This is a genomic window from Lentzea tibetensis, assembly GCF_007845675.1.
Taxonomy (GTDB): Bacteria; Actinomycetota; Actinomycetes; order Mycobacteriales; family Pseudonocardiaceae; genus Lentzea; species Lentzea tibetensis.
On sequence record NZ_VOBR01000001.1, the window covers coordinates 14323 to 33062 of the forward strand.

Below are 18740 nucleotides of genomic sequence, written 5' to 3' on the forward strand. Positions count from 1 at the left end.
GTCTCCGTTGGGCAGGGCGATGTCTGGGGCAGGGGCGACGATTATGGCGGTGGCGTTGGGTCTGCTGGGTGAGGTGACCGCGCACATCGATGGGCGGGCGGTCGAGTTGGGCCCGCCCCGGCAGCGGTGTGTGCTGGCGGCGTTGACGGTGGACGCGGGCCGGGTAGTGCCGGTGGAACAGCTGATGCAACGGGTGTGGGGTGCGGACACCCCGCGGCGGGGGCGGGAGACGTTGCACAGCCACATCTCGCGGCTGCGCCACGCCCTCGTGGTGGCGGACGGCGTGGCGATCGTCTTGCGCTCCGGCGGCTACGCCCTGGTGGTGGACCAAGCCGAACGCGCGGTGGACCTGCACCGGTTCCGCGACCTGTGCGCCCGCGCCCGCGGTGCCGACGACGCGCACGCGGTGGCGTTGCTGACCGAGGCGGTGGCGTTGCCGCGCGGGGAGCCGTTGACCGGCCTGAGCGGGCAGTGGGCGGAGGCCGAACGCGACCGGTTACGGCAGGAACTGCTGTCCGCCAGGCACGACCTGGTCGATGCCCGGCTGCGTGTCGGCGACGGCGAGGAGTTGGTGGTGGAACTCGCGGCGCGTACCGCGCAGCACCCGTTGGACGAGCGGGTGGCCGGGCAGTATCTGCTCGCCCTGCACCGGGCCGGGCGGTCGGCGGATGCCTTGGAGCACTACCAGCGGCTCCGTGAACGGCTGGTCGAGGAACTGGGCACCGACCCAAGCGACCCGCTACAGCAACTGCACCAGCGGATCCTGGCTGCGGACTCGAGTTTGTCCGCCCCGTCCGGGGGCGGGAAGGTCGAGCCAGCGGTGGTACCCCGGCAGTTGCCTGCCGCACCACCGCACTTCGTCGGCCGTGACACCGACCTCGCCGCGCTCACCGCCACCCTGGCGGAGGCAGAGCAGGGGCGGACGGTGGTGATCTCGGCGATCGGCGGCGCTGGCGGCATCGGGAAGACATGGCTGGCTGTGCATTGGGCCAACCGGCACCGCGACCGGTTCCCCGACGGGCAGTTGTTCGTGGACCTGCGCGGTTTCAGCCCAGACGGCGCACCGATGGCACCGATCGTGGCGGTGCGCGGGTTCCTCGACGCCCTGGGCGCGGACCCCGGCCGTATCCCCGTCGATCCGCAGGCGCAGGCAGGGCTGTTGCGCAGCCTGCTCGCGCAGAAGCGGATGTTGATCGTGCTGGACAACGCCGCCGACGCCGAACAGGTGGCGCCCCTGCTGCCGGGCGGAGACTCGTGCACGGTGGTGGTGACCAGCCGCCGCACGCTCACCGGCCTGATCACCCGGAACGGCGCGCACCACCTGGCCCTCGACACACTCAGCGGCGACGAGGCCCGTGCCTTCCTGACTCGGCGCCTCGGGGCGGCGCGGGTGGCGGCCGAACCGAAGGCGGTCGAGGAGCTGATCGGGTTGTGCGGTGGTTTCCCGTTGGCGCTGGGCATCATCGCCAGCCGCGCCCACACCCACCCCCACGTCCCGTTGGCCGAGTTCGGGGCGGATCTGCGAAACCTGGGGTTGGGCGCGCTGGAGGACGACGACCCCACCGCCAACCTGCCCACCGTGCTGTCCTGGTCCTACCGCACCCTGACCACCCAGCAGCAGATCATGTTTGGGCTGCTGGGCATCGCACCCGGCCCAGACATCACCCTGCCTGCCGCCGCCAGCCTCACCAGCTTGCCCGCAGACCAGGCCGCCAAGGTGCTGCGCGACCTGGAGGAGGCCTCACTGCTCAGCCGGGACACGCACGGCCGATTCGCGATGCACGACCTTATCCGCCACTACGCCACCAACACCGCCCACAAGCAGCTATCCCACGACGTGCGAGATGCGGCACTGCGGCGGGTTGTCGACTTCTACCTACACACCGCCCACACCGCCGACCGCCTTCTGCACCCTCACCGTGATCCGATCCGACTCGACCCGCCGGCCCCCCGCGCCGACCCGCATCTGCTGCCCGACGACTCCGCCGCGTTGGCCTGGATGGACATCCACCACCCCCACCTGCTGGCCGCCCAGCACATCGCTGCCGCCCACCACCGCCACCAGGCCGTATGGCACCTGGCATGGGTCCTGACCACCTTCCACCGCCGGCGCGGGCATCGCCATGACGCGCTGGCCGTGTGGCAGGCCGCCGCCGACGCCGCCGACCACCTGTCCGACCCCACTACCCGTATCAGCATCCAACGGTTCATCGGCCTCGCCCACGCCGAGTTGGAGCAGCACGGACAGGCCATCGGGCACCTGCACCAAGCGCTCGCCCTGGCCAAACACCACCATGAACCCGCCGAACAGGCCCATACCCACCAAATCCTCGCGTGGGTCTGGGAGCTTCGGGGCGACGGCCGGGAGAGCCTAAAGCACGCTCGCCATGCCCTGGGCCACTACCGCGCCCTCGACCAGCCGGTGTGGGAAGCCGACGCACTCAACGGCGTGGGCTGGGCCGCTGCCCGCCTGGGCGACTACGACACCGCCCGTGACCACTGCCAAGCCGCCCTCACCCTGCACCAACACCACCACGACCCCGACGGAGAGGCGGCCACCCTAGACAGCCTGGGCTTTATCGAGCACCACGCTGGCCACCCCTACCAGGCCATCCACCACTACCAGCAATCTCTCACCCTGCTCCGCACTCTCGGCAACACCGTCCGGGCCGCCGACACCCTCGACAACCTCGGTCATCCCCATGCCGCCTGCGGCCAGCACCGGCAGGCCCGCCTGGTGTGGCAGGAAGCGCTGGAGCTTTACCGGGACCAAGAACGCGGCGAAGACGCCGACCGCGTCCAGCGACAACTCGACGCCCTCCAAACGCACGAGGACGGCGACCAACCAGCCCCGCCCGCCGATTCCCCAAGCTAGATCCCGAGAAACCTGCCCGCCAACTGTCCAGACCTACTTTGCGGCCGCCAGGTCCACGGCCTGCTGGTCCGCAACGTTGAGCCGTTGAGTGCGGCTCCTCGCCGTTCGGGTAGCGCCGCTTCATCATCGTCTCGGCCCTGCGTTCCGGGACGAGCCGCGGTTCCCGCCGGCCCCACCGGACCCGGTCTGGTCTGGTGCTCCCCGAACCGCTTGGGCATCGTCAGGGGCGTCTCATTGCGACACGCCGGTGCGGAAAGGTTGTTGGCCGCCACTACATCATGGATCGGACCAGGGGCCGTTGCAGTCATCCAGCGGTACGGATTCGCCTGGCTCAGCGTCAGGCGGGGTGGTTGGTTGCTCGGACGTCTCCTCGCCCAGCGCGGCGGGCTAGGGCACCATCCGCTCGAGCAGTGTCTGTCGCAGGTGGGTGACCGACAGGGTGGCAAGCACTCGGTTCGCCGTGCCCTCGCCCCCGGCCAGCAGTCCCAGCAGAAGATGTTCCGTACCAACACAACTGTGCTTTCGGGACACCGACTCGCGCAGACCCCGCTCCAGAATCCCCTTGGCCCTCGACGCTCGCAGGTTCGAGGAGCGCTTTGGCGATGTCCTCCAAGCGATCAATCCAACTCCGTCGGGCCGGGACGTCAGCAGTGGTACCCGCTGTACACAAGCCGGGCACCACCATGATGATTGCTGCGAGAGTTGCCGTGGCGTCACGACGTCACGGGACTGCCGCTCTATCGGTCAGGGTGTGGTGAACAGCGCCATCCCGATCGGCGCCGACAGCTGGCCCTGGTAGACCTGCGGGTTGCCGAACCGATCCACCGTCACGCGGTACTGGGCGGTGAAGGTGTACGACCGGCTGCACGGCCACCCGACCCTGGGCACGCAAGTGCTGGCGGAGATCACGCCCTCGAAGTCCTTGTACCAGCCGCCGCTCGCGACCGGCCTGATGGTCACGTTGTCGATGAAGAAGCCAAGATTCTTTCCGGTCGCATTGACAGCCTGCCGACTCACGACCGCCGTCGCGGACGCCGGGTCGCAGGCAGCGAACGAGAACCTGACTTCGCCGTACCGGAGTTGTGCGGTAGCTGACCCTGGATAGACAGAGTAGGTCGGATAGGTGCAGCCAGCCGCCGAAGCGTTCGTCGCGGGCGCGGCGACGAGCACGAGCGACGCCAGGGTGAGCGCGCCAAGGGCCGAGGCGAGAAGCTTCGACAACCGAGACCGTCGAGAAATTAACCAACCCTTGTACATTGAAGTCCCTCTCATTGTTCATCAGGCGCCGTTGCAATAGACATCCCGGCTCGATTTCCTCACCGGCGAGACGGCCCGCCCCCATCAGTTCCTCGGGCCGCCTCGATCTGATGGTGCGCGGCCGTTCGTGTGAACCGCTTGCGAGGTTTCTGCATCGCGCTGGTCAACCCGCTATCCCTTGTTCCTGGTGAGGCAGAGCGGCAGCTGGGCGGGCGGGGTATGGCGGTGGAGTTGGGTCTGCTGGGGGAGGTGACCGCGCACGTGGATGGGCGGGCAGTGGACCTGGGCCCCACCCGGCAGCGGTGTGTGCTGGCGGCACTGGCGGTCGACGCAGGCCGGGTGGTGCCAGCCGAACGACTGGTGGAGCGGGTGTGGGGTACCGACACCCCGCGGCGGGGGCGGGCGACGTTGCACAGCCACATCTCGCGGCTGCGCCGCGCCCTGCCGGTGGCAGACGGCGTGCAGATCGTCTTGCGCTCCGGGGGCTACGCCTTGCTGGTGGAGCGGGCCGATCACGCGGTGGACCTGCACCGGTTCGAGGACCTGTGCGCCCGCGCCCGCGGTGCCGACGACGCGCACGCGGTGGCGTTGCTAACCGAGGCGGTGGCGTTGTGGCGGGGAGAGCCGTTGACCGGCTTGAGCGGGCAGTGGGCGGAGGCCGAACGCGACCGGTTGCGGCAGGAACTGCTCGCCGCCGAGTACAACCTGGTCGACGCCCGGCTGCACGCAGGTCACGGCCAACAGTTGGTCGCGGAACTGTCGGCGCGTGCCGCACGGTACCCGTTGGACGAGCGGGTGGCCGGGCAGTATCTGCTTGCCCTGTATCGGGCCGGGCGGTCGGCGGATGCCTTGGAGCACTACCAACAGCTCCGTGAACGGCTAGTCGAGGAACTGGGCGCAGACCCCGGCGCCCCACTGCAGGAGCTGCACCGCCGGATCCTGGCCGCGGACTCGACGTTGTCTACCTTGCCCGGTGCCACGGTAGTCGAGCCAGCGGTGGTGCCCCGACAGTTGCCCGCCGCACCACCGCACTTCACCGGCCGCGACACCGACCTCGCCGCGCTCACCGCCACCCTGGACGCGGCCGAGCAGAACCGGATGGTGGTGATCTCCGCGATCGCCGGCGCCGGGGGTGTCGGTAAGACGTGGCTGGCCGTGCACTGGGCCCACCGGCACCGCGACCAGTTCCCCGATGGACAGCTGTTCGTTGATCTGCGCGGCTTCAGCCCCGACAGCGAACCGATGCACCGACGGTGGCGGTGCGCGGGTTCCTCGACGCCCTGGGCATGGACCCCGGCCGCATCCCTGTCGACCTACAGGCGCAGGCCGGGCTGTTCCGCAGCCTGGTCGCGCAGAAGCAGATGCTGATCGTGCTGGACAACGCCGCACACGCCGAACAGGTTGTCCAGGACCAGCAGCCAGCCTGTGTGCGTCGCCAGCCAGCGCACCCCCAACTCGGCGCGGTGCTCGGACGGCAGCTCCGCGGTCTGCGGCGCTACCGCCACCGCCAGCTCGGCCAAACCCGTGTTGATCGTGGTCGGCGAGTCCGCGATCATCCACCACACCAAGGAAAAACGGGACGTGTGCAGCTCAGCGAAGCGCGCCGCGAGGCTGCTCTTCCCCACCCCGCCCAAACCGTGTACCGCCACCACCACCGCCCGGCCGGTACGGGCCACCGCCACGTCCAGTCCAGTCGAGTCAGCTCATCCAACCGCCCAACGAACACACGCGGCCCGACCGGAAGCCGGCCCAACGCCGCCATCGCGGGCACCGACTCCATCTCCGGCACGATCACCTGGGGCAGCACCACCTGACCACCCGCACCGACCACGACACCACCGTGGCTGGCCACTTGATGGTGGTCACCGACGATGTTGCCCTCGCCGATCACGACCGACCCGTCGACCGACCCCGCCTGCACCACAGACCCGATCACCGTCGACTCGCTGATCGCGTTCTCCACGGGCCCCGCGACCACGGGATCACCCCGTGCCGCACCAGGCTGCACGGGCTGCGGATGCCGGGACTTCACCAAGCCGTAGCCCGACAGCACCAGCCCCAGCGCGCCGCACACAGCCCCGACCACACTGCCGATCTTGTCCGCCGACTCGAGATCCACCAATGCCGTCGCGCCACCGACCGCGGCCACCACAAATCCCACCACGATCCACACAACCCAGCCACGGCGCGACACACCAACATCATCGCCCCAAGCCACCTGCCTGTAACCATGAACGCGCCACACGTCGGCAACAAGGAAATTCCACGTGAAGCGACCACCTCGCAACGCACTCTCATGGCTCCCCTTTATGTCAAGGCGTCGTTGAGCTGAGGGCTAGGCTGGGTGTGGTGGGTCCGGGTTGTGGCTTGTCCGAAGAGCCGATGTCCGGGGTCAGGTCGGTCACGATGGATTGCAGAGCCGTCCCCGAGTGCCCTCTCGGGCCTGCCGCATCGCTGGTCCTCTGATCACGCACCATCCGCTGGTAGACCACATTGGACAGTCGTCGTTTGAGTGCGCGCATGGCCTCCATCGAGGTCTTGCCCGCGGCCTTCCTTGCCTCGAAGTAGGCCCGGCCCTCGGTGGGGTTGCGCAGCTGGACGGCGCCATGATGTGCAAGGTCCGGTTGATGCGCCGGTTGCCCGCGTGGGAGAGCCGGTGACCCAGTTGCTGACCCGACGAGGCGTCCAGTGGCGCGGTGCCGTTCCAGGAAGCGAACCGGTCACGAGTGGCGAACCGGGTGACGTCTCCGACGTCGGCGAGCAACCGTGCCGCCCCGGACGGGCCAATGCCGTGTAGCTCCAGCAGCGTCGACCCGCGGGCGACGACGAGCGCGGTGAGGTCCTTGTCGATCGACTTGATCTTCTTGTCGATGCCTCGAGCTCACCGATCAGCTCCACCGCGAGCCGGCGGCGGGTCTTGCCGACGATGTCGCGTGGCCGGATGGTGGCGATCAGCGCGGGCCTGGAGCGCGGAGAGGAAGCGTTTCGCCCCGCCGGGCAGCAGTTCCAGCAGCAACCGATGCAGCCGGTTGATCGTCTGGGTCGTCGCGCGGCCGAGTTCGTCGCGGCGATCGACCAGCATCCCCAAGACCTGCAGGTCAGCATCGACCATGACGGTCGCCAGGTTGGATGTGTGCAAGCGCGACGAGCGCGACCGAATGCGCGTCGACCGGGTCGGTCTTGCGGCCGTTGCCGACCGCGAACACCCGCACCGGCGCGGACAACTTCGCTGGCACGTCAACGACAGTCTCCCCGTCGTGCACAAGTCGGTGCGCAAGGTGTTTGCCGATACCGTTGCAGCCCTCGATCGCCCAGACCCGCTCGGGAAAAGCCCGGCCCGCCCGCAGCATCTGTGCATACCCGTTGTTGTCGATGCCGTAGGTGCCCTTGGCCAGTACACCGGCCTGTCGGTCGATCACCTCGATCGTCGCCGAGCGCTTGTGCGGATCCATGCCGATGATCACCCTCACGGTGCCTCCCAGGCCGCGGATCAAGAAGTTGTCAGCAAGGAGAGCACCGCTACTTCGAGCAGGACAAACCCCTGTCGAGCCTCTCCTCACGCGGTGCCTGGTGAGACCGCAAGCCATGAGAGAGCCACACCCACGAACCGGCAGGCAGCCGCAACAATTGAGCGCCTCGCCAGGCACCTGGACCGAGTCTGGCCAGACGCCGGCCCTATGTCCAAGTCTCTAAGTAGCCGCAGATCGGGCGTATCGAGACTCAGCATAGTCGTCGAACCCAGGTCGTACCCGAACGGCCATCCGCAACCGCGTGAGGATTCAGGCCCGAACTCTCTGTGCTCGCAGCGCGTGCCGCTTCGCCCTCGGCACGAGCGGGGTGAGGTCGCGTGTGTCCGCACCCGTTCCCCTCGCGACCGTCACCGACGTCCAGACCGGCACCTATGTCGAGGTCACGCCGAGCAGAAGACGCGGGCGGCGACGCTGATCGCCGACGCCTCCGCGATAGCGCGCAGCCGCATCCCTGGACCTGCCGTCCTCCGCCGCGGCCACAGCGCCGGGCGCTATCTGCACCGCGGTTCTGCGCGCGCTCGCCTCGCTACGGACGGCAACACCTCCGAGACGGTGTAGGGCACACTCGCCCTCCGCGCACGCAGACAGCGAACCCCTACCTCACCGACGACGAACCCGACCTATTCCGCTGCCACTGCCCGCACGGCGCATTCTCCATCTGGACGGGCTAGGTCTCGGTGTCATCCGACCGTTGGCCAGGCGGGTCGTTCAGTCCGGCCAGTCTGCGGACGGCAGCCAACCCGTCCGGGGTGCCAGGCCAGTGCTTGCCCAGGGCCTGCCCTCCGGCGTGCTTGACCACCGACCGCAGCACCAGGCTGACCACGATGGCGTCATCGGCGTAGCCCAGCACCGGGATGAAATCGGGCACCAGGTCGATCGGCATCGCCAGATACGCCACGAGCAGCCACAACCGCACCCGCACACCACGCGGTAGTTCCTTGTCCCGCGCCAGACGCGCAATCAGGCGCAACACGTCCGGCAGCAGCCGCAGCGCCTCAGTCAGCGCAGTGCCTCGTGGGCGACCGATCGCCAGCGCCGCGATCAGCAGCGACCACACGAGCACCAGCCCGATCACGACACCGATCAGCACCGTCCACATGCGGGTCATCCTCGTCGCTACAGCGGACATCGCGGCGGCCGGGCACGGTGCTGACTGCCACCAGATCACACAGGTGAACCGTGCGGCTTCCCAACCGGCCGGTGGGTCACAACCCCGACCGAGGCCGGATGCCTACTGGCAGTCAAGCAGGTTCACCAGTTGCACTTGTGGGCCGCGACGTTCCGGACGGCGTCCCACGAGATGTTCGGCCGCGAAGCCTCGATGTCCCAGGTGGGGCCGCCGAGCTGTGGAGTCCTCGCGTATTGAGCGTGGCACCAGAGCTGTTTTCGCAGCGACTCCAGCTGATTGCCGTCCAGCGATGGCGGCAGCGGTGTCCGTTCGATGAGCTTGCGCCACATCTCCTCCATCGCTCCGCCGCCAACTGTCCTGGCGTATTGAGTTGGCCACATGCTGGCGGTGAAGGTGTGCCGGGTCGCCGACAGCATGTCGTTGTAGACGCTCGTTCGGCCGAAGTACCAGTCGGTTGCACCAGTCGAGTTCGACCCCATCCAGTCGTACTGCCACGCGCCGTATTCCGCATCGTGCAGGCCGTCCACCGCCCACATGAACGGGCGCCATCTGAACTCGAAGAGGGTGTCGGTTGCCTGGCCCGTCTCGTGGGTGACCTCCACTGGTTCGCAGTCCTGGGTGGCCTTCCACAACCACCCCCGGTCGCCGGTCCACCACTGGACACCCATCCCCCAACCATCACCGCAGAACCGATCCTTGACCGTGAACGAGTTGAAACCGTGCTGCGGGTGGTGGGCGTGTCCAGCGTGATAGCCGGAGTTGAACCACACCTCACCCGCAGCCGCACCGCCGGCGTGGCGGACGACCTCGTGACTGGTCGCGGCGCTGGCCGGTAGGACGGCCGCGAGGGTCAGCGCCGCCGTGGACGCCACAACCAGGGCAAATCGCGCGAAGATGCGCTTTCGAGTCACATTTCCTCACTAGGTACGAGCATGGGTGTGGTGGCAGATCAGCTGTCAGCCGCCGCACACGTAGCCGATCTGGTCGTCGTAGTCGATGATCAACCAGCCGTTGTTCATCTCCTGCAGCGTCAGTCGGATGTTGTGCAACGGAGAGCGATTGCAGTAGCCGTCATAACTCGCGGTCTGCCCGCTGACGGTGAGGTCAGATCCGTCGGACTTCCAGTCAGGCTCGCGCCGAACACTCGACTTCGTCATGATCTTGTTGGCCGCCGAGGCGCAGCTGGACGTGCCGGTGTTCCGTGCGAAGGCTTGCTGCCCTTCAGGAGTCATGAGCTCGCACGCCCCAGTGGTGTCCTGCCTAGCAAGCCGTTGCGCGAACGCGCTCACGGTTTCCTTGGGGTCACTGGGCGCGCCGGGCCCGGCCTGGTCGCCGCCGCAACCAACGGCACCGAGCGCTCCTGCGATGACGACGACCCACGTAGTCGTTGCTGCGGGCATCCTTCAGTCCTCCTTGGCTTGGCCCGCTGGTCAGCGTGGACGCTCCCCGTCGAACGAACGCATCGGTTTCGTGGAATCGCCAGCCCAGACCCGCTATGCAGGAGACAGAGGGGGCTGAGCAGTTCGGCCGAGGGGTGTGATGGCGATGGAGCTTCGAGTCTTGGGGGATGTCGAGGCCTGGATGGAGGGCCGGCGGATGGAGGTGGGCCACGCGCGCCAGCGCTGTGTCCTCGTGGTGCTGGTGGTGGACGCCAACCGGGCGGTCACGGTGGACCAGCTGCTGGAGCGCGTGTGGTCGCAGGAGCCGCCGCAACGAGGCCGGCAAGCACTGCGCTCATACCTGTCCCGGCTGCGTCGGCTGTTCTCGCCAGCAGGGGTGGGGATCGAGCGCCGCTCCAACGGCTACATACTGGTCGCAGATCCGGACAGCGTGGATTTGCACTTGTTTCGCCGTGTGGTCGCCGACGCTCGTGCCGCGGACGGTGAGCACGCCCTCGAGTTGTTCGAGCAGGCATTGGCTCTGTGGCGTGGTGAGCCGTTCGCCGGCCTGGACACGCCCTGGCTGGCCACCGTGCGCGGCCGGATGCGAGTTGTGCTTCTGGGTACCGGCTCGCTGAGTTCGCTACCGCAGACCGGGCAACGGCCGATACCGATGGGCGGGGCGGGATCGGACACGAGGCGGCCGACCTCAGCGCGCTGGTCGAGGGTCCGAACCCCATCGGCTGGGCAACCGGGGCCAGCGATCAGCGTGGCGAACGCAGCTCGGTGAGGCGGCGGCAGGAGACGGCCCCGGCGACCGGTCAGCTGAACCGGCTCGCCACCGTCCGCGAATCGTCCCTGGCGTGTTGCAACTGCCGCAGGTCCTGCGGCTCGCCCGTGGCCTCGCGACAGATCTGCGCCGCCCCTGGGAGAAACCCCGCCACAGCAAGAAAAGAAGTCCAGCAACCCGAGACCCCGCCGAACAGGATAAAACTCAAGCTAGTCGGCGATCACGGTCGAGTTCGCCGAGTCGACCCGCGGTTCGGCCAACCGGGCTCGGTCGACCACCCCGTCTACCCGAAGGCGCTGTCCACATCGGACTGCCTACCCCCGGCGTCGTCGAGCCAGTACGCGCGGGTCTGCCATGGATAGCGCGGCAGAGGAACCCAACGCGCGGACGCCGGGAACAGGCTGCCCCAGTCCGGCGCACCTCCGCCGAGGTACTCCTCCACGATCGCGGCGAACCGCGGACGCGCCGGTGTCACCTCCCCGTTCAGATACCGACGCAGCGCGTCACCCAGGTCGTCGACCGACGATGCGGTGACCGCGAGACGACACGGGTGGTGCTCCCTGCGCACCGCCGCGCTGAAGCACAGGTCCCGCAACGGCGTGCCGTGACCGATGCCTTCCGGCGCGAGGTGGTCGAGGTAGCGGCGCACGAGGTCGTCGAGTGCGTTCGGGTCCCGAGCGGACACGACGAACGGGTATGCGTCCGCTTCGGCCGCGGTGCGCTCGGGCGCGCGCCACGCGGGGTCGGCCTCACCGACGACGAGGTGGGCGTTGACCGACGAGATGCCCTGGCCGCTGATGCCCGCGAGCGCGAGCCTGCCCCGGTCGGCGATCGGGTGCACCTCGGTCGGCACCCGAACCGGCAGCTGATCCCACGCCACCTTCGGGTTCGGGTTGTCGAAGTGCAGGCTCGGCACGACTTCACGGTGTTCCAGGCAGAGCAGCGTCTTGATGAGCGCGGCGATCCCGGCGGCGCCCTGGGTGTGCCCGACGTTCGACTTGACCGATCCCACGTACAACGGCCGGTCGGTGGGGCGGTGTTCGCCGAGCACCTCGCCGAGCCCTGCGAACTCGATCGGGTCGATCATCGGCGTGCCGGTGCCGTGTGCCTCGACGAAGTCCACGTCGCCGGGCGCGACACCGGCGTTCTCGTACGCCCAGCGCAGCATCTGCACATGTCCCTCGACCGATGGTGTGAGCAACGAGCCGCTGCTCGCACCGTCGTTGCTGACCGCACTGCCCAGGATGACGCCCCGCACCCGGTCGCCTGCGGCGAGCGCGTCGTCGAGGCGCTTCAGCACCACCACGCCGACGCCGTCGGAGGGTGCGAAACCGTCCGCGGAGGCGTCGCCGAACTTGCACCGGCCGTCCGGGGCGAACATCCGCAGCTGGGAGATCATCACGTCGATGTCGGGGACCAGCTTGAGGTTGACGCCGGCCGCCAGCGCGAGGCCGGTCTCACCGGCGCGCAGGCTCTGACACGCCAGGTGCACGGCGACCAGGGACGATGAGCACGCTGTGTCCAGCGTGATGCTCGGGCCGCGGAGGTCGAAGGCGTAGGACAGCCTGCCGGACAGGATCGAGAGGTGGTTGTAGATCGCGGCTGGGGTGATCGCTTCCAATCCGCGCCGCGCGACAAGGGTCCAGTAGTCCACGTGCAAGGCGCCGACGTACACGCCGGCTCGGCTGCCCGCGACGGCGGACGGAGGCAGCCCCGCGTCCTCCAGCGCTTCCCAGGCGGACATGAGCAACAGCCGCTGCTGGGGATCGAGGTCGCGCGCCTCGTTCTCGGACATCCCGAAGAATTCGGCGTCGAAGTGATCGATCAGCGTCAGGTAGCCGGATCGCAGGCTGGTCACCTTGCCGCGCCTGGGAAGCGGCGTGTGCATCGCCTTCGCGTCATAGCGTTCGACGGGCGTGTCACCGGTGGCGTCCACACCCTCGCGCAGCAGGCTCCAGAGCTGTTCTGCGCTGTCCGCACCGGGAAGCCTGCACGCCATGCCGACCACGGCGATCGCGTCTCGTCCGTCGGACCTGCCCCACCGGCGCACACCAGCCCCCGCGGTGTTCATGAACACCGTCCCACGTCGACTCGGTTCACCGAGTCGACGTCGAACCGACCCGTGCGAGCGTACTGAGCGGAGATCGCGGCCAGCTCGTCCGGCGTGAAGACTTCACTGATGTCGGCGAACCCGTGCGGCGCCCGCTGGTGGGCGATGGTGATCACCGATTCGGGCCCCATGCCGCGATTGCTGATCTGCAGCCGCGTGGTCACCGGCCGGCGTTCGGCCTCGTAGGCGCGCAGTCCGTCTTCGACGTGGTCGTGCCCTGCCAGCGCGTGCGCCAGGGCATGTGCGTCCACAATGGCTTGTGTTGCTCCGTTGGAGCCCATCGGATACATGGCGTGCGCCGCGTCACCGAGGAGTGTGACGCGCCCGAACGTCCAGCGCGGCAACGGGTCCCGGTCGAGCATCGGATACTCGTGCATCTCGTCCGCGGCGGCGATGATGCCGGGGATGTCGAGCCAGTTCATCCGCCACGCGTCGAACGACTCGCGGAATCGCGCCAGGTCGCCGGTCCGTCCGGATCGCGGTACGACCCCGTCGGGTGCGGGCTGTGCGCACACCCAGTTGACCATCACGTTCCCCGTGTCCGCCCGGCGGATCGGGTAGAGCACGATCCGCCGCGAGTCGTCACCGCTGACGATCATCGTGGTGCCGTCGAGGAACGGCGGCACCCATGACGTGCCGCGCCACATGACCACACCGTTGCCCGGCGCGGCACCTTCGTCCGGGTACAGCACCGCGCGGACCGCCGAGTCGATGCCGTCCGCGCCGATCACGACGTCGCCCGACACGACGACGCACCCGTCGTCGGCGTGCTCCACCTCCACGCTGGAACCGTGTTCGCCGACGGCGACACCAGTGACCAACGCACCGGTCACCACCACGCGCTCGCCCAGTCGCTCCCGTACCGCGGCGAGCAGCTCGGCCTGCAGATCAACGCGATGCACCGACAGCTGCGGCCAGCGGTATCCGGCGGCCAGGCCGCGGGGCTCACGCCAGATGAGGTCGCCGCGACAGTTGTAGTAGCGGAGTTCGCCGGTTCGCGTTGCCTTGGCCAGCAACGGCTCGAGGATGCCGAGCTCATCGAGCACCCGTGTCGCGTTGGGCAGGATGTTCACCCCGACCCCGAGCGGTGCGATGCGCGCGGCGGCTTCGAGGACGACGACGTCATGGACCCCCGTGCGGTGCAGGCTCAACGCGGTCGTGAGGCCGCCGATCCCGGCACCGACGATCAGAACTCGCATGAGGGTTTCCCTCCTCGTGGAGGCTTTCCGGTTCGTCGGCGCCGCGTACCGCTCGTGTTGAGCCGGACCAGGGTCGCCATGTCCCTGGCTTGGTTCATGACGTTCTCGAGGAGTGCCACACTGCCGCCACCGCTGCCGAGCTCGTAGAGTCCGGTGTCCGGGGCATAGGCCTCACGCGCGATCGACAGGTGCTTGCCCCGGAACACGGTCAGCGCCCGCATGGTCCGGCACAGCGCCTCGGCGCTGGCGTTGATCACGTACGGGACGTCCTGCCGCGGATGCCGTTCGAGCGCTTCGACAACGCGCGACACGAGCGATGGGCCCCGCTGCCAGTCGCGGTACAGCGGCCGCCACCGTTCCAGGGCGTACCACGCGGAATGGTCGACGAAGTCCAGGTAGCAGTCGTCAGCGTGGTCGCTCGCCCACACCCGCAGGTCGATCAGGGCGACCGGCACGTGTGCCGCGGCCGGGCCGAGCCAGGTGTCGTCGCCGACGCGGATGTCTTGAAAATAGGGCCGCATCGTGCGCGCGAAGAACTCGGGACCGACGTTCGCGATGACCAGGTCCATCGAGTCCCTCATCGTGCCGACCAACGTCGCCAGCTCGTTCACGGACGTCGCGAAGGCGAGCTCGCCGGGAGTGGCGTCGTCGAGCGAGGTGCACACGTCGACGGCCGTGCTCAGCATCGGCAAAGCGACCCGCACGGCGGACATGAGCATCCGCTCCATGGGCAGCCCGGTGTACAGGCGCTCTCTCGGCCCTACCGGGTTCCACAGGACGTAGTGATAGATCGTGTCCCGCGGGATCACCATCCCACTGCGTCGAGCGATGAGCGGGAGCACTTCCTCCAGCTCGGGCGCCACGGCCACGGGCTCAACGCCGTGCCGCTTCACCGAGCCCAGCAGGATACCGAGATCGCGCATCATCGCGAGCAAATCGGGCAATGACGCGGTGGCGACTTCTTCGATTGAGGGCAGCGCGTTTCGGAGCACGGATATCAGCATTGAAACGTCGTCGACGGAATTCGCTTCCCACACCACAGGAAGGCAGGAGTCGAAGCCAATAGGGTCCAGTAGCCGAACATACTCGTCGAGCGTTCGACCCACCAAGGGCAATGGCGGTCTCACCTCAGTCGCTCACAGTTCTCCCCAAGATCGCCGGAGGGGTATATGACAGCGCATGACAGCCCCAAAATACCACGAACGACCGTGCGAAGTACCGGTGATATGACGTTTGGCGTCTTACCCAACGGGGAAAAAGCTCGTCTGCGCGGCCAGCAACTGAGTGATCCTCTCGGCAGCGCACGGCCTGCTGAAGAGCCAGCCCTGCCCTGCGTCGCAGCCCAGTCTGCGCACGTTGGCGGCCTGCACCTCGGTCTCGACCCCCTCGGCGGTGACCATCAGGTTCAACGCGTGAGCGAGCGACACGATCGTACCGAAGATCTTTTCCTGGATCAGCGTCTCCTCGAGCCCCTCAGCGCCACCCAGTCCGTCAACGAACGATTTATCCACCTTGATGGAAGTCACGGGCAGACATCTGAGATAGGAAAGGTTCGAGTAGCCGGTTCCGAAATCGTCGATTGCGATTTTGATACCCAACTCGGCCAGCTCCTCGAGCACCCGGAGCGGTTTTCCCGCAGTGTCCATGATCTCGTTCTCGGTCAACTCGAGCTGCAACAGAGACGCCGACAGACACGTTCGTTCGAGTACCGCCTCGACATCGTCGACGAGGGCCGAGTCGCGAATTTGCCGCGCCGCGAGGTTGACGCTCACGAACAATCCGCTCCCGTTTCCGGCGTCCGGGAACTGCTCGGCCCAGGCCGCTGCCTGCGCACACGCCTCCGCGAGCACCCAGAGCCCCAGTTGCACGATGGCCCCGGTCTCCTCCGCGAGACTGATGAAGTCACCGGGTGGCACCAGCCCCAGCCGGGGGTGGTGCCATCGCACCAGTGCTTCTACACCGAGCAGGCGGCTGTCCCGAAGGTCGACCAGCGGTTGGTACTCGAGCCTGAACTCGGCGCGCCGCAAGGCTTCCGGCAGATCCGCGGCCAGTTCGATCCTGGCGGCCTCCCTGGCGCTCCGCTCCGGATCGAAGACCTCGTACTTGCCTCCCCCGTCCGACTTCGCCCAGTAGAGGGTCATGTCGGCGGCCGCCATCAAGTCCTGTGGCGTGCAGCCCGCGCTCGGTCGTTCGACAACGCCGATGCTCGCGGACACCGAGAAACTGTTCTCACCGACGTTCACGGGCGACGCCAGCGCCTCCAGCGCCGAGTTGGCCACGGCGACCGGACCAACCCCGGCGACACCTTCGACCAGGATGACGAACTCGTCACCGCCCATCCTCGCGATCGTCGTGCCGGCACCGCCGACCTCGGCCCGCAGTCGATCGGCCACCGCGACCAGCACCTCGTCCCCGACGGAGTGACCAAGGGTGTCGTTCACGGTCTTGAACCTGTCCAGGTCGAGATAGCACACCCCGACGTGAGCGTCTGGCAGGCCGTCACTGCGGCGCAGCACCTCCGACAGCCGGTCGAAGAAGAGCGTCCGGTTGGGCAGACCGGTGAGCGGATCATGAGACGCCTGGTGGCGAAGCTCTTCCCGGAGGAGCCGCGCTTCGGTGATGTCCTCCACCATCGCAACGGTCAGGATTGGCGCACCCGCGTCGTCGCGAATGAGAGAAGCCGTCAGATTCGTCCAAATCAGAGCGCCGTCCTTGCGTCGGTACTGCTGCTCCATCCGGATGTACCTGACGTCGCCTTCGAGCAGTGCTCGATAAGCGGCGATAGAGGATGACGCCGTGTTGTCGTCGAGCAATTCTGCCCAGCTCAGCGAGCAGAGCTCGTCGACGGTGTAACCGAGGAGGTCGGCGGCCGCCTGATTGACCTCGACGAATTTCCCGTCCAGTGACGCGATGGACATGCCGATCCCGGCCGAGCGAAAGACCGAGCGGAACCACTTCTCGTACAGTCCGCCCGATACGTCGACCTCGGCATCAGTCGGGCGAGAGTGCCCAGATCCGTTCGATTCGCTGTGTGAGCGCGACACGTAGCCCGCGGCGATCGCACCTTGCAACAGGTCGACGCGCGTCGCCACTTCAACGTCGAGCGCGACGCCGTTGACGTGGTCATGGTCCTGCACGGAGAGTGCGAAACCCGATCCTCCGGCCGGAAGCATCGGAAGCAGCCGCCCGAGCAGGCTCACCGTTGTCTCGAGCGCCGACGTGGTGCCCACGTTGTGCTCGGCCAGGAAGCGACCGACCTCGTAGGCGGGACTCACGCTGAACACTTCGGCCCACAGCGCCGCGTGAAGATCGTCCACGAGCTTGCGGAGCGTCGGCTCGAACTCGACGCCGCACACCGTCGTGCAACCGGTGGCCGCCAGTGCGTCAGCCCAGCTCCTCGCGAGCCACGACACATCCCGCACGCCGACAATGCCGCCGCGCGTGAACCCCAACAGCGAGAACTCGCTGATCCAGTTCACGGGGTTGCGCGCAGCGCTCCGTGCGACCGCTGCGTCGTACGGAAGATCATGTCCGCGCAATGCACACCATCCCCGTCACCCGTCTGCCGCAGCCGTCGCGCACGGTCCGTGGAGATTACGTCCGAGCGATCACCTTGCGGCATCGTCCAAATGGGTCATGCTACAACCGGGCTTCGGGGACGCACGCCCCCAAGTAGTTTGTTAGGCAACCTATCGGCAGGATCAACTCTTGCCCTCTCGACCATCCAGAAGCGGCCGCACCGTCAGTCGACGCCCCAGTCCCCAGGAGAGGGCCGCGGACCCTCCGGGCGATCTGCTTCTGTCCAGTTCGTCGATGTGCAGATCGAAGTGGACGGCAATGACACCAACGGTTTCTCGGGGAACGAGCGCATCCACATCCTGAGCGTGCCGGAGACGTTCGCGACGCCCCAGGCGGCGTCGACGAGCATGCCGCGGGTGTGCGCGTTGCCCGCGTTGGTGATCCGGGAGTGGACCGCGGGCTGGCCGCCGGACTGACGGATCTTGGGGTGCAAACCAAGATAGGCGATGAGCTTCTCAGCCGAGGCGCACCGGTCGACGTCCCCGACCGCGGCGATCACCGACAGCGCGACGGTGACATCGCCCCCGGGAATGGTCATCAACCGTCGCGCGACCGATCACCCAACGCCTCACGAGCGAGCTCGCCGTCGACGAGCCCCAACTCCTCACCGTGGAAGTCCAACTGTCGCAACAAAGCACCCACCGCCTGCTGCTCGTCGGCGGGAAGGTCCAAATGCGCCAACCAGGTCCGCCCGGTCCGCCCGAACAGATCCGACACCGGCGGGCGCCTGCGCACCACCTGGCGGCGCAGCATGCGGGTCCGCTCGTCGGGAAGCCACACCGGCGGCAGGAAATCCGCCACCAGCAGCTGCGCCAAGGTCCGCGTCGACCTTGTCGGTCTTCACCTTCGCCTCAGCGATCGCGCGGGTCTTCATCGGATTCGACACCACCAC

The 18740-nt window shown here is 67.8% G+C and carries 19 protein-coding genes; 3 read left to right on the top strand and 16 right to left on the bottom strand.

The genetic code is table 11. From position 1 onward, the window contains the following. Window positions 1-43 precede the first annotated feature (43 nt). Window positions 44-2875 (top strand): AfsR/SARP family transcriptional regulator, encoded by a 2832-nt coding sequence (locus tag FKR81_RS00080; protein WP_146348794.1) that lies wholly within the window; start codon window positions 44-46, stop codon window positions 2873-2875. Between the two features lie 387 nt (window positions 2876-3262). Here the strand turns inward: FKR81_RS00080 and FKR81_RS45910 are convergent, their stop codons facing one another. Both FKR81_RS45910 and FKR81_RS00090 read right to left on the bottom strand, forming a co-directional pair. Then, window positions 3263-3592: a Clp protease N-terminal domain-containing protein gene (locus FKR81_RS45910; protein ID WP_407936489.1), complete on the bottom strand. Its 330-nt coding sequence runs from the start codon at window positions 3590-3592 to the stop codon at window positions 3263-3265. A gap of 27 nt (window positions 3593-3619) precedes the next feature. Next, entirely contained in the window at window positions 3620-4096 is a 477-nt protein-coding gene (locus tag FKR81_RS00090) for a hypothetical protein (RefSeq protein WP_146348795.1), read from the bottom strand. A gap of 255 nt (window positions 4097-4351) precedes the next feature. Here FKR81_RS00090 and FKR81_RS00095 point away from each other — a divergent pair, with 255 nt between their 5' ends. Then, window positions 4352-5500: an AfsR/SARP family transcriptional regulator gene (locus FKR81_RS00095; protein ID WP_328593116.1), complete on the top strand. Its 1149-nt coding sequence runs from the start codon at window positions 4352-4354 to the stop codon at window positions 5498-5500. Here FKR81_RS00095 and FKR81_RS44770 read toward each other — a convergent pair. The 8 genes from FKR81_RS44770 to FKR81_RS00115 all read right to left on the bottom strand — a co-directional run bounded on the left by FKR81_RS44770 (window position 5446) and on the right by FKR81_RS00115 (window position 10191). Beyond that, window positions 5446-5688: a hypothetical protein gene (locus FKR81_RS44770; protein ID WP_235921226.1), complete on the bottom strand. Its 243-nt coding sequence runs from the start codon at window positions 5686-5688 to the stop codon at window positions 5446-5448. The two genes, FKR81_RS00095 and FKR81_RS44770, sit on opposite strands and share 55 nt — an antisense overlap. After that, a complete protein-coding gene (locus FKR81_RS44775; protein WP_235921228.1) occupies window positions 5685-6419 on the bottom strand; it encodes a hypothetical protein in 735 nt (244 codons plus the stop codon). Before FKR81_RS44775 ends, FKR81_RS44770 begins: the two co-directional genes overlap by 4 nt. 114 nt (window positions 6420-6533) lie before the next feature. Beyond that, window positions 6534-6896, bottom strand: coding sequence for a transposase (locus FKR81_RS45915; protein ID WP_407936490.1), 363 nt, complete (start codon window positions 6894-6896; stop codon window positions 6534-6536). A gap of 117 nt (window positions 6897-7013) precedes the next feature. Beyond that, window positions 7014-7244, bottom strand: a complete 231-nt coding sequence (locus tag FKR81_RS44245; RefSeq protein WP_222598118.1) for a hypothetical protein — start codon at window positions 7242-7244, stop codon at window positions 7014-7016. Further along, window positions 7231-7602: an IS110 family transposase gene (locus tag FKR81_RS44250; RefSeq protein WP_222598119.1), complete on the bottom strand. Its 372-nt coding sequence runs from the start codon at window positions 7600-7602 to the stop codon at window positions 7231-7233. Before FKR81_RS44250 ends, FKR81_RS44245 begins: the two co-directional genes overlap by 14 nt. 727 nt (window positions 7603-8329) lie before the next feature. Then, complete coding sequence (locus FKR81_RS00105; RefSeq protein WP_407936491.1) at window positions 8330-8761, bottom strand: YkvA family protein; 432 nt, start codon at window positions 8759-8761, stop codon at window positions 8330-8332. Window positions 8762-8913: 152 nt separating this feature from the next. Continuing rightward, window positions 8914-9393, bottom strand: coding sequence for a DUF2599 domain-containing protein (locus tag FKR81_RS43170; RefSeq protein ID WP_186762658.1), 480 nt, complete (start codon window positions 9391-9393; stop codon window positions 8914-8916). A gap of 354 nt (window positions 9394-9747) precedes the next feature. After that, window positions 9748-10191 carry a hypothetical protein gene (locus FKR81_RS00115; protein ID WP_146348797.1) on the bottom strand — a complete coding sequence of 148 codons (444 nt, stop codon included), beginning with the start codon at window positions 10189-10191 and terminating at the stop codon, window positions 9748-9750. A 145-nt stretch (window positions 10192-10336) separates the two neighbouring features. Here FKR81_RS00115 and FKR81_RS00120 point away from each other — a divergent pair, with 145 nt between their 5' ends. Next, a complete protein-coding gene (locus tag FKR81_RS00120) occupies window positions 10337-10960 on the top strand; it encodes an AfsR/SARP family transcriptional regulator (RefSeq protein WP_222598120.1) in 624 nt (207 codons plus the stop codon). A gap of 283 nt (window positions 10961-11243) precedes the next feature. Here FKR81_RS00120 and FKR81_RS00125 read toward each other — a convergent pair whose 3' ends face one another. The 6 genes from FKR81_RS00125 to FKR81_RS00150 form a co-directional block, all read right to left on the bottom strand. Continuing rightward, window positions 11244-13031 (bottom strand): type I polyketide synthase, encoded by a 1788-nt coding sequence (locus tag FKR81_RS00125; protein ID WP_146348799.1) that lies wholly within the window; start codon window positions 13029-13031, stop codon window positions 11244-11246. After that, window positions 13028-14269: a flavin-dependent oxidoreductase gene (locus FKR81_RS00130; protein WP_146348800.1), complete on the bottom strand. Its 1242-nt coding sequence runs from the start codon at window positions 14267-14269 to the stop codon at window positions 13028-13030. Before FKR81_RS00130 ends, FKR81_RS00125 begins: the two co-directional genes overlap by 4 nt. Continuing rightward, entirely contained in the window at window positions 14257-15273 is a 1017-nt protein-coding gene (locus FKR81_RS00135) for a monodechloroaminopyrrolnitrin synthase PrnB family protein (RefSeq protein ID WP_146348801.1), read from the bottom strand. Before FKR81_RS00135 ends, FKR81_RS00130 begins: the two co-directional genes overlap by 13 nt. A gap of 237 nt (window positions 15274-15510) precedes the next feature. Further along, window positions 15511-17748: a putative bifunctional diguanylate cyclase/phosphodiesterase gene (locus FKR81_RS00140; protein ID WP_146348802.1), complete on the bottom strand. Its 2238-nt coding sequence runs from the start codon at window positions 17746-17748 to the stop codon at window positions 15511-15513. Window positions 17749-18011: 263 nt separating this feature from the next. Further along, window positions 18012-18386: a transposase gene (locus FKR81_RS00145; protein ID WP_146348803.1), complete on the bottom strand. Its 375-nt coding sequence runs from the start codon at window positions 18384-18386 to the stop codon at window positions 18012-18014. Next, window positions 18386-18664, bottom strand: a complete 279-nt coding sequence (locus FKR81_RS00150) for a hypothetical protein (RefSeq protein WP_146348804.1) — start codon at window positions 18662-18664, stop codon at window positions 18386-18388. The genes FKR81_RS00145 and FKR81_RS00150 overlap by 1 nt, the downstream gene beginning before the upstream one ends. Between the last annotated feature and the right edge of the window lie 76 nt (window positions 18665-18740).

What these genes read in the sequence shown, in the direction of transcription:
- FKR81_RS44770 (WP_235921226.1), bottom strand. Translation starts at nt 5,688, where the DNA reads ATGATCGCGGACTCGCCGACCACGATCAACACGGGTTTGGCCGAGCTG.
- FKR81_RS00080 (WP_146348794.1), top strand. Translation starts at nt 44, where the DNA reads ATGGCGGTGGCGTTGGGTCTGCTGGGTGAGGTGACCGCGCACATCGAT.
- FKR81_RS00120 (WP_222598120.1), top strand. Translation starts at nt 10,337, where the DNA reads ATGGAGCTTCGAGTCTTGGGGGATGTCGAGGCCTGGATGGAGGGCCGG.
- FKR81_RS00115 (WP_146348797.1), bottom strand. Translation starts at nt 10,191, where the DNA reads ATGCCCGCAGCAACGACTACGTGGGTCGTCGTCATCGCAGGAGCGCTC.
- FKR81_RS44245 (WP_222598118.1), bottom strand. Translation starts at nt 7,244, where the DNA reads ATGGTCGATGCTGACCTGCAGGTCTTGGGGATGCTGGTCGATCGCCGC.
- FKR81_RS00125 (WP_146348799.1), bottom strand. Translation starts at nt 13,031, where the DNA reads ATGAACACCGCGGGGGCTGGTGTGCGCCGGTGGGGCAGGTCCGACGGA.
- FKR81_RS00095 (WP_328593116.1), top strand. Translation starts at nt 4,352, where the DNA reads ATGGCGGTGGAGTTGGGTCTGCTGGGGGAGGTGACCGCGCACGTGGAT.
- FKR81_RS00135 (WP_146348801.1), bottom strand. Translation starts at nt 15,273, where the DNA reads ATGCTGATATCCGTGCTCCGAAACGCGCTGCCCTCAATCGAAGAAGTC.
- FKR81_RS00105 (WP_407936491.1), bottom strand. Translation starts at nt 8,761, where the DNA reads ATGTGGACGGTGCTGATCGGTGTCGTGATCGGGCTGGTGCTCGTGTGG.
- FKR81_RS00130 (WP_146348800.1), bottom strand. Translation starts at nt 14,269, where the DNA reads ATGCGAGTTCTGATCGTCGGTGCCGGGATCGGCGGCCTCACGACCGCG.
- FKR81_RS00145 (WP_146348803.1), bottom strand. Translation starts at nt 18,386, where the DNA reads ATGACCATTCCCGGGGGCGATGTCACCGTCGCGCTGTCGGTGATCGCC.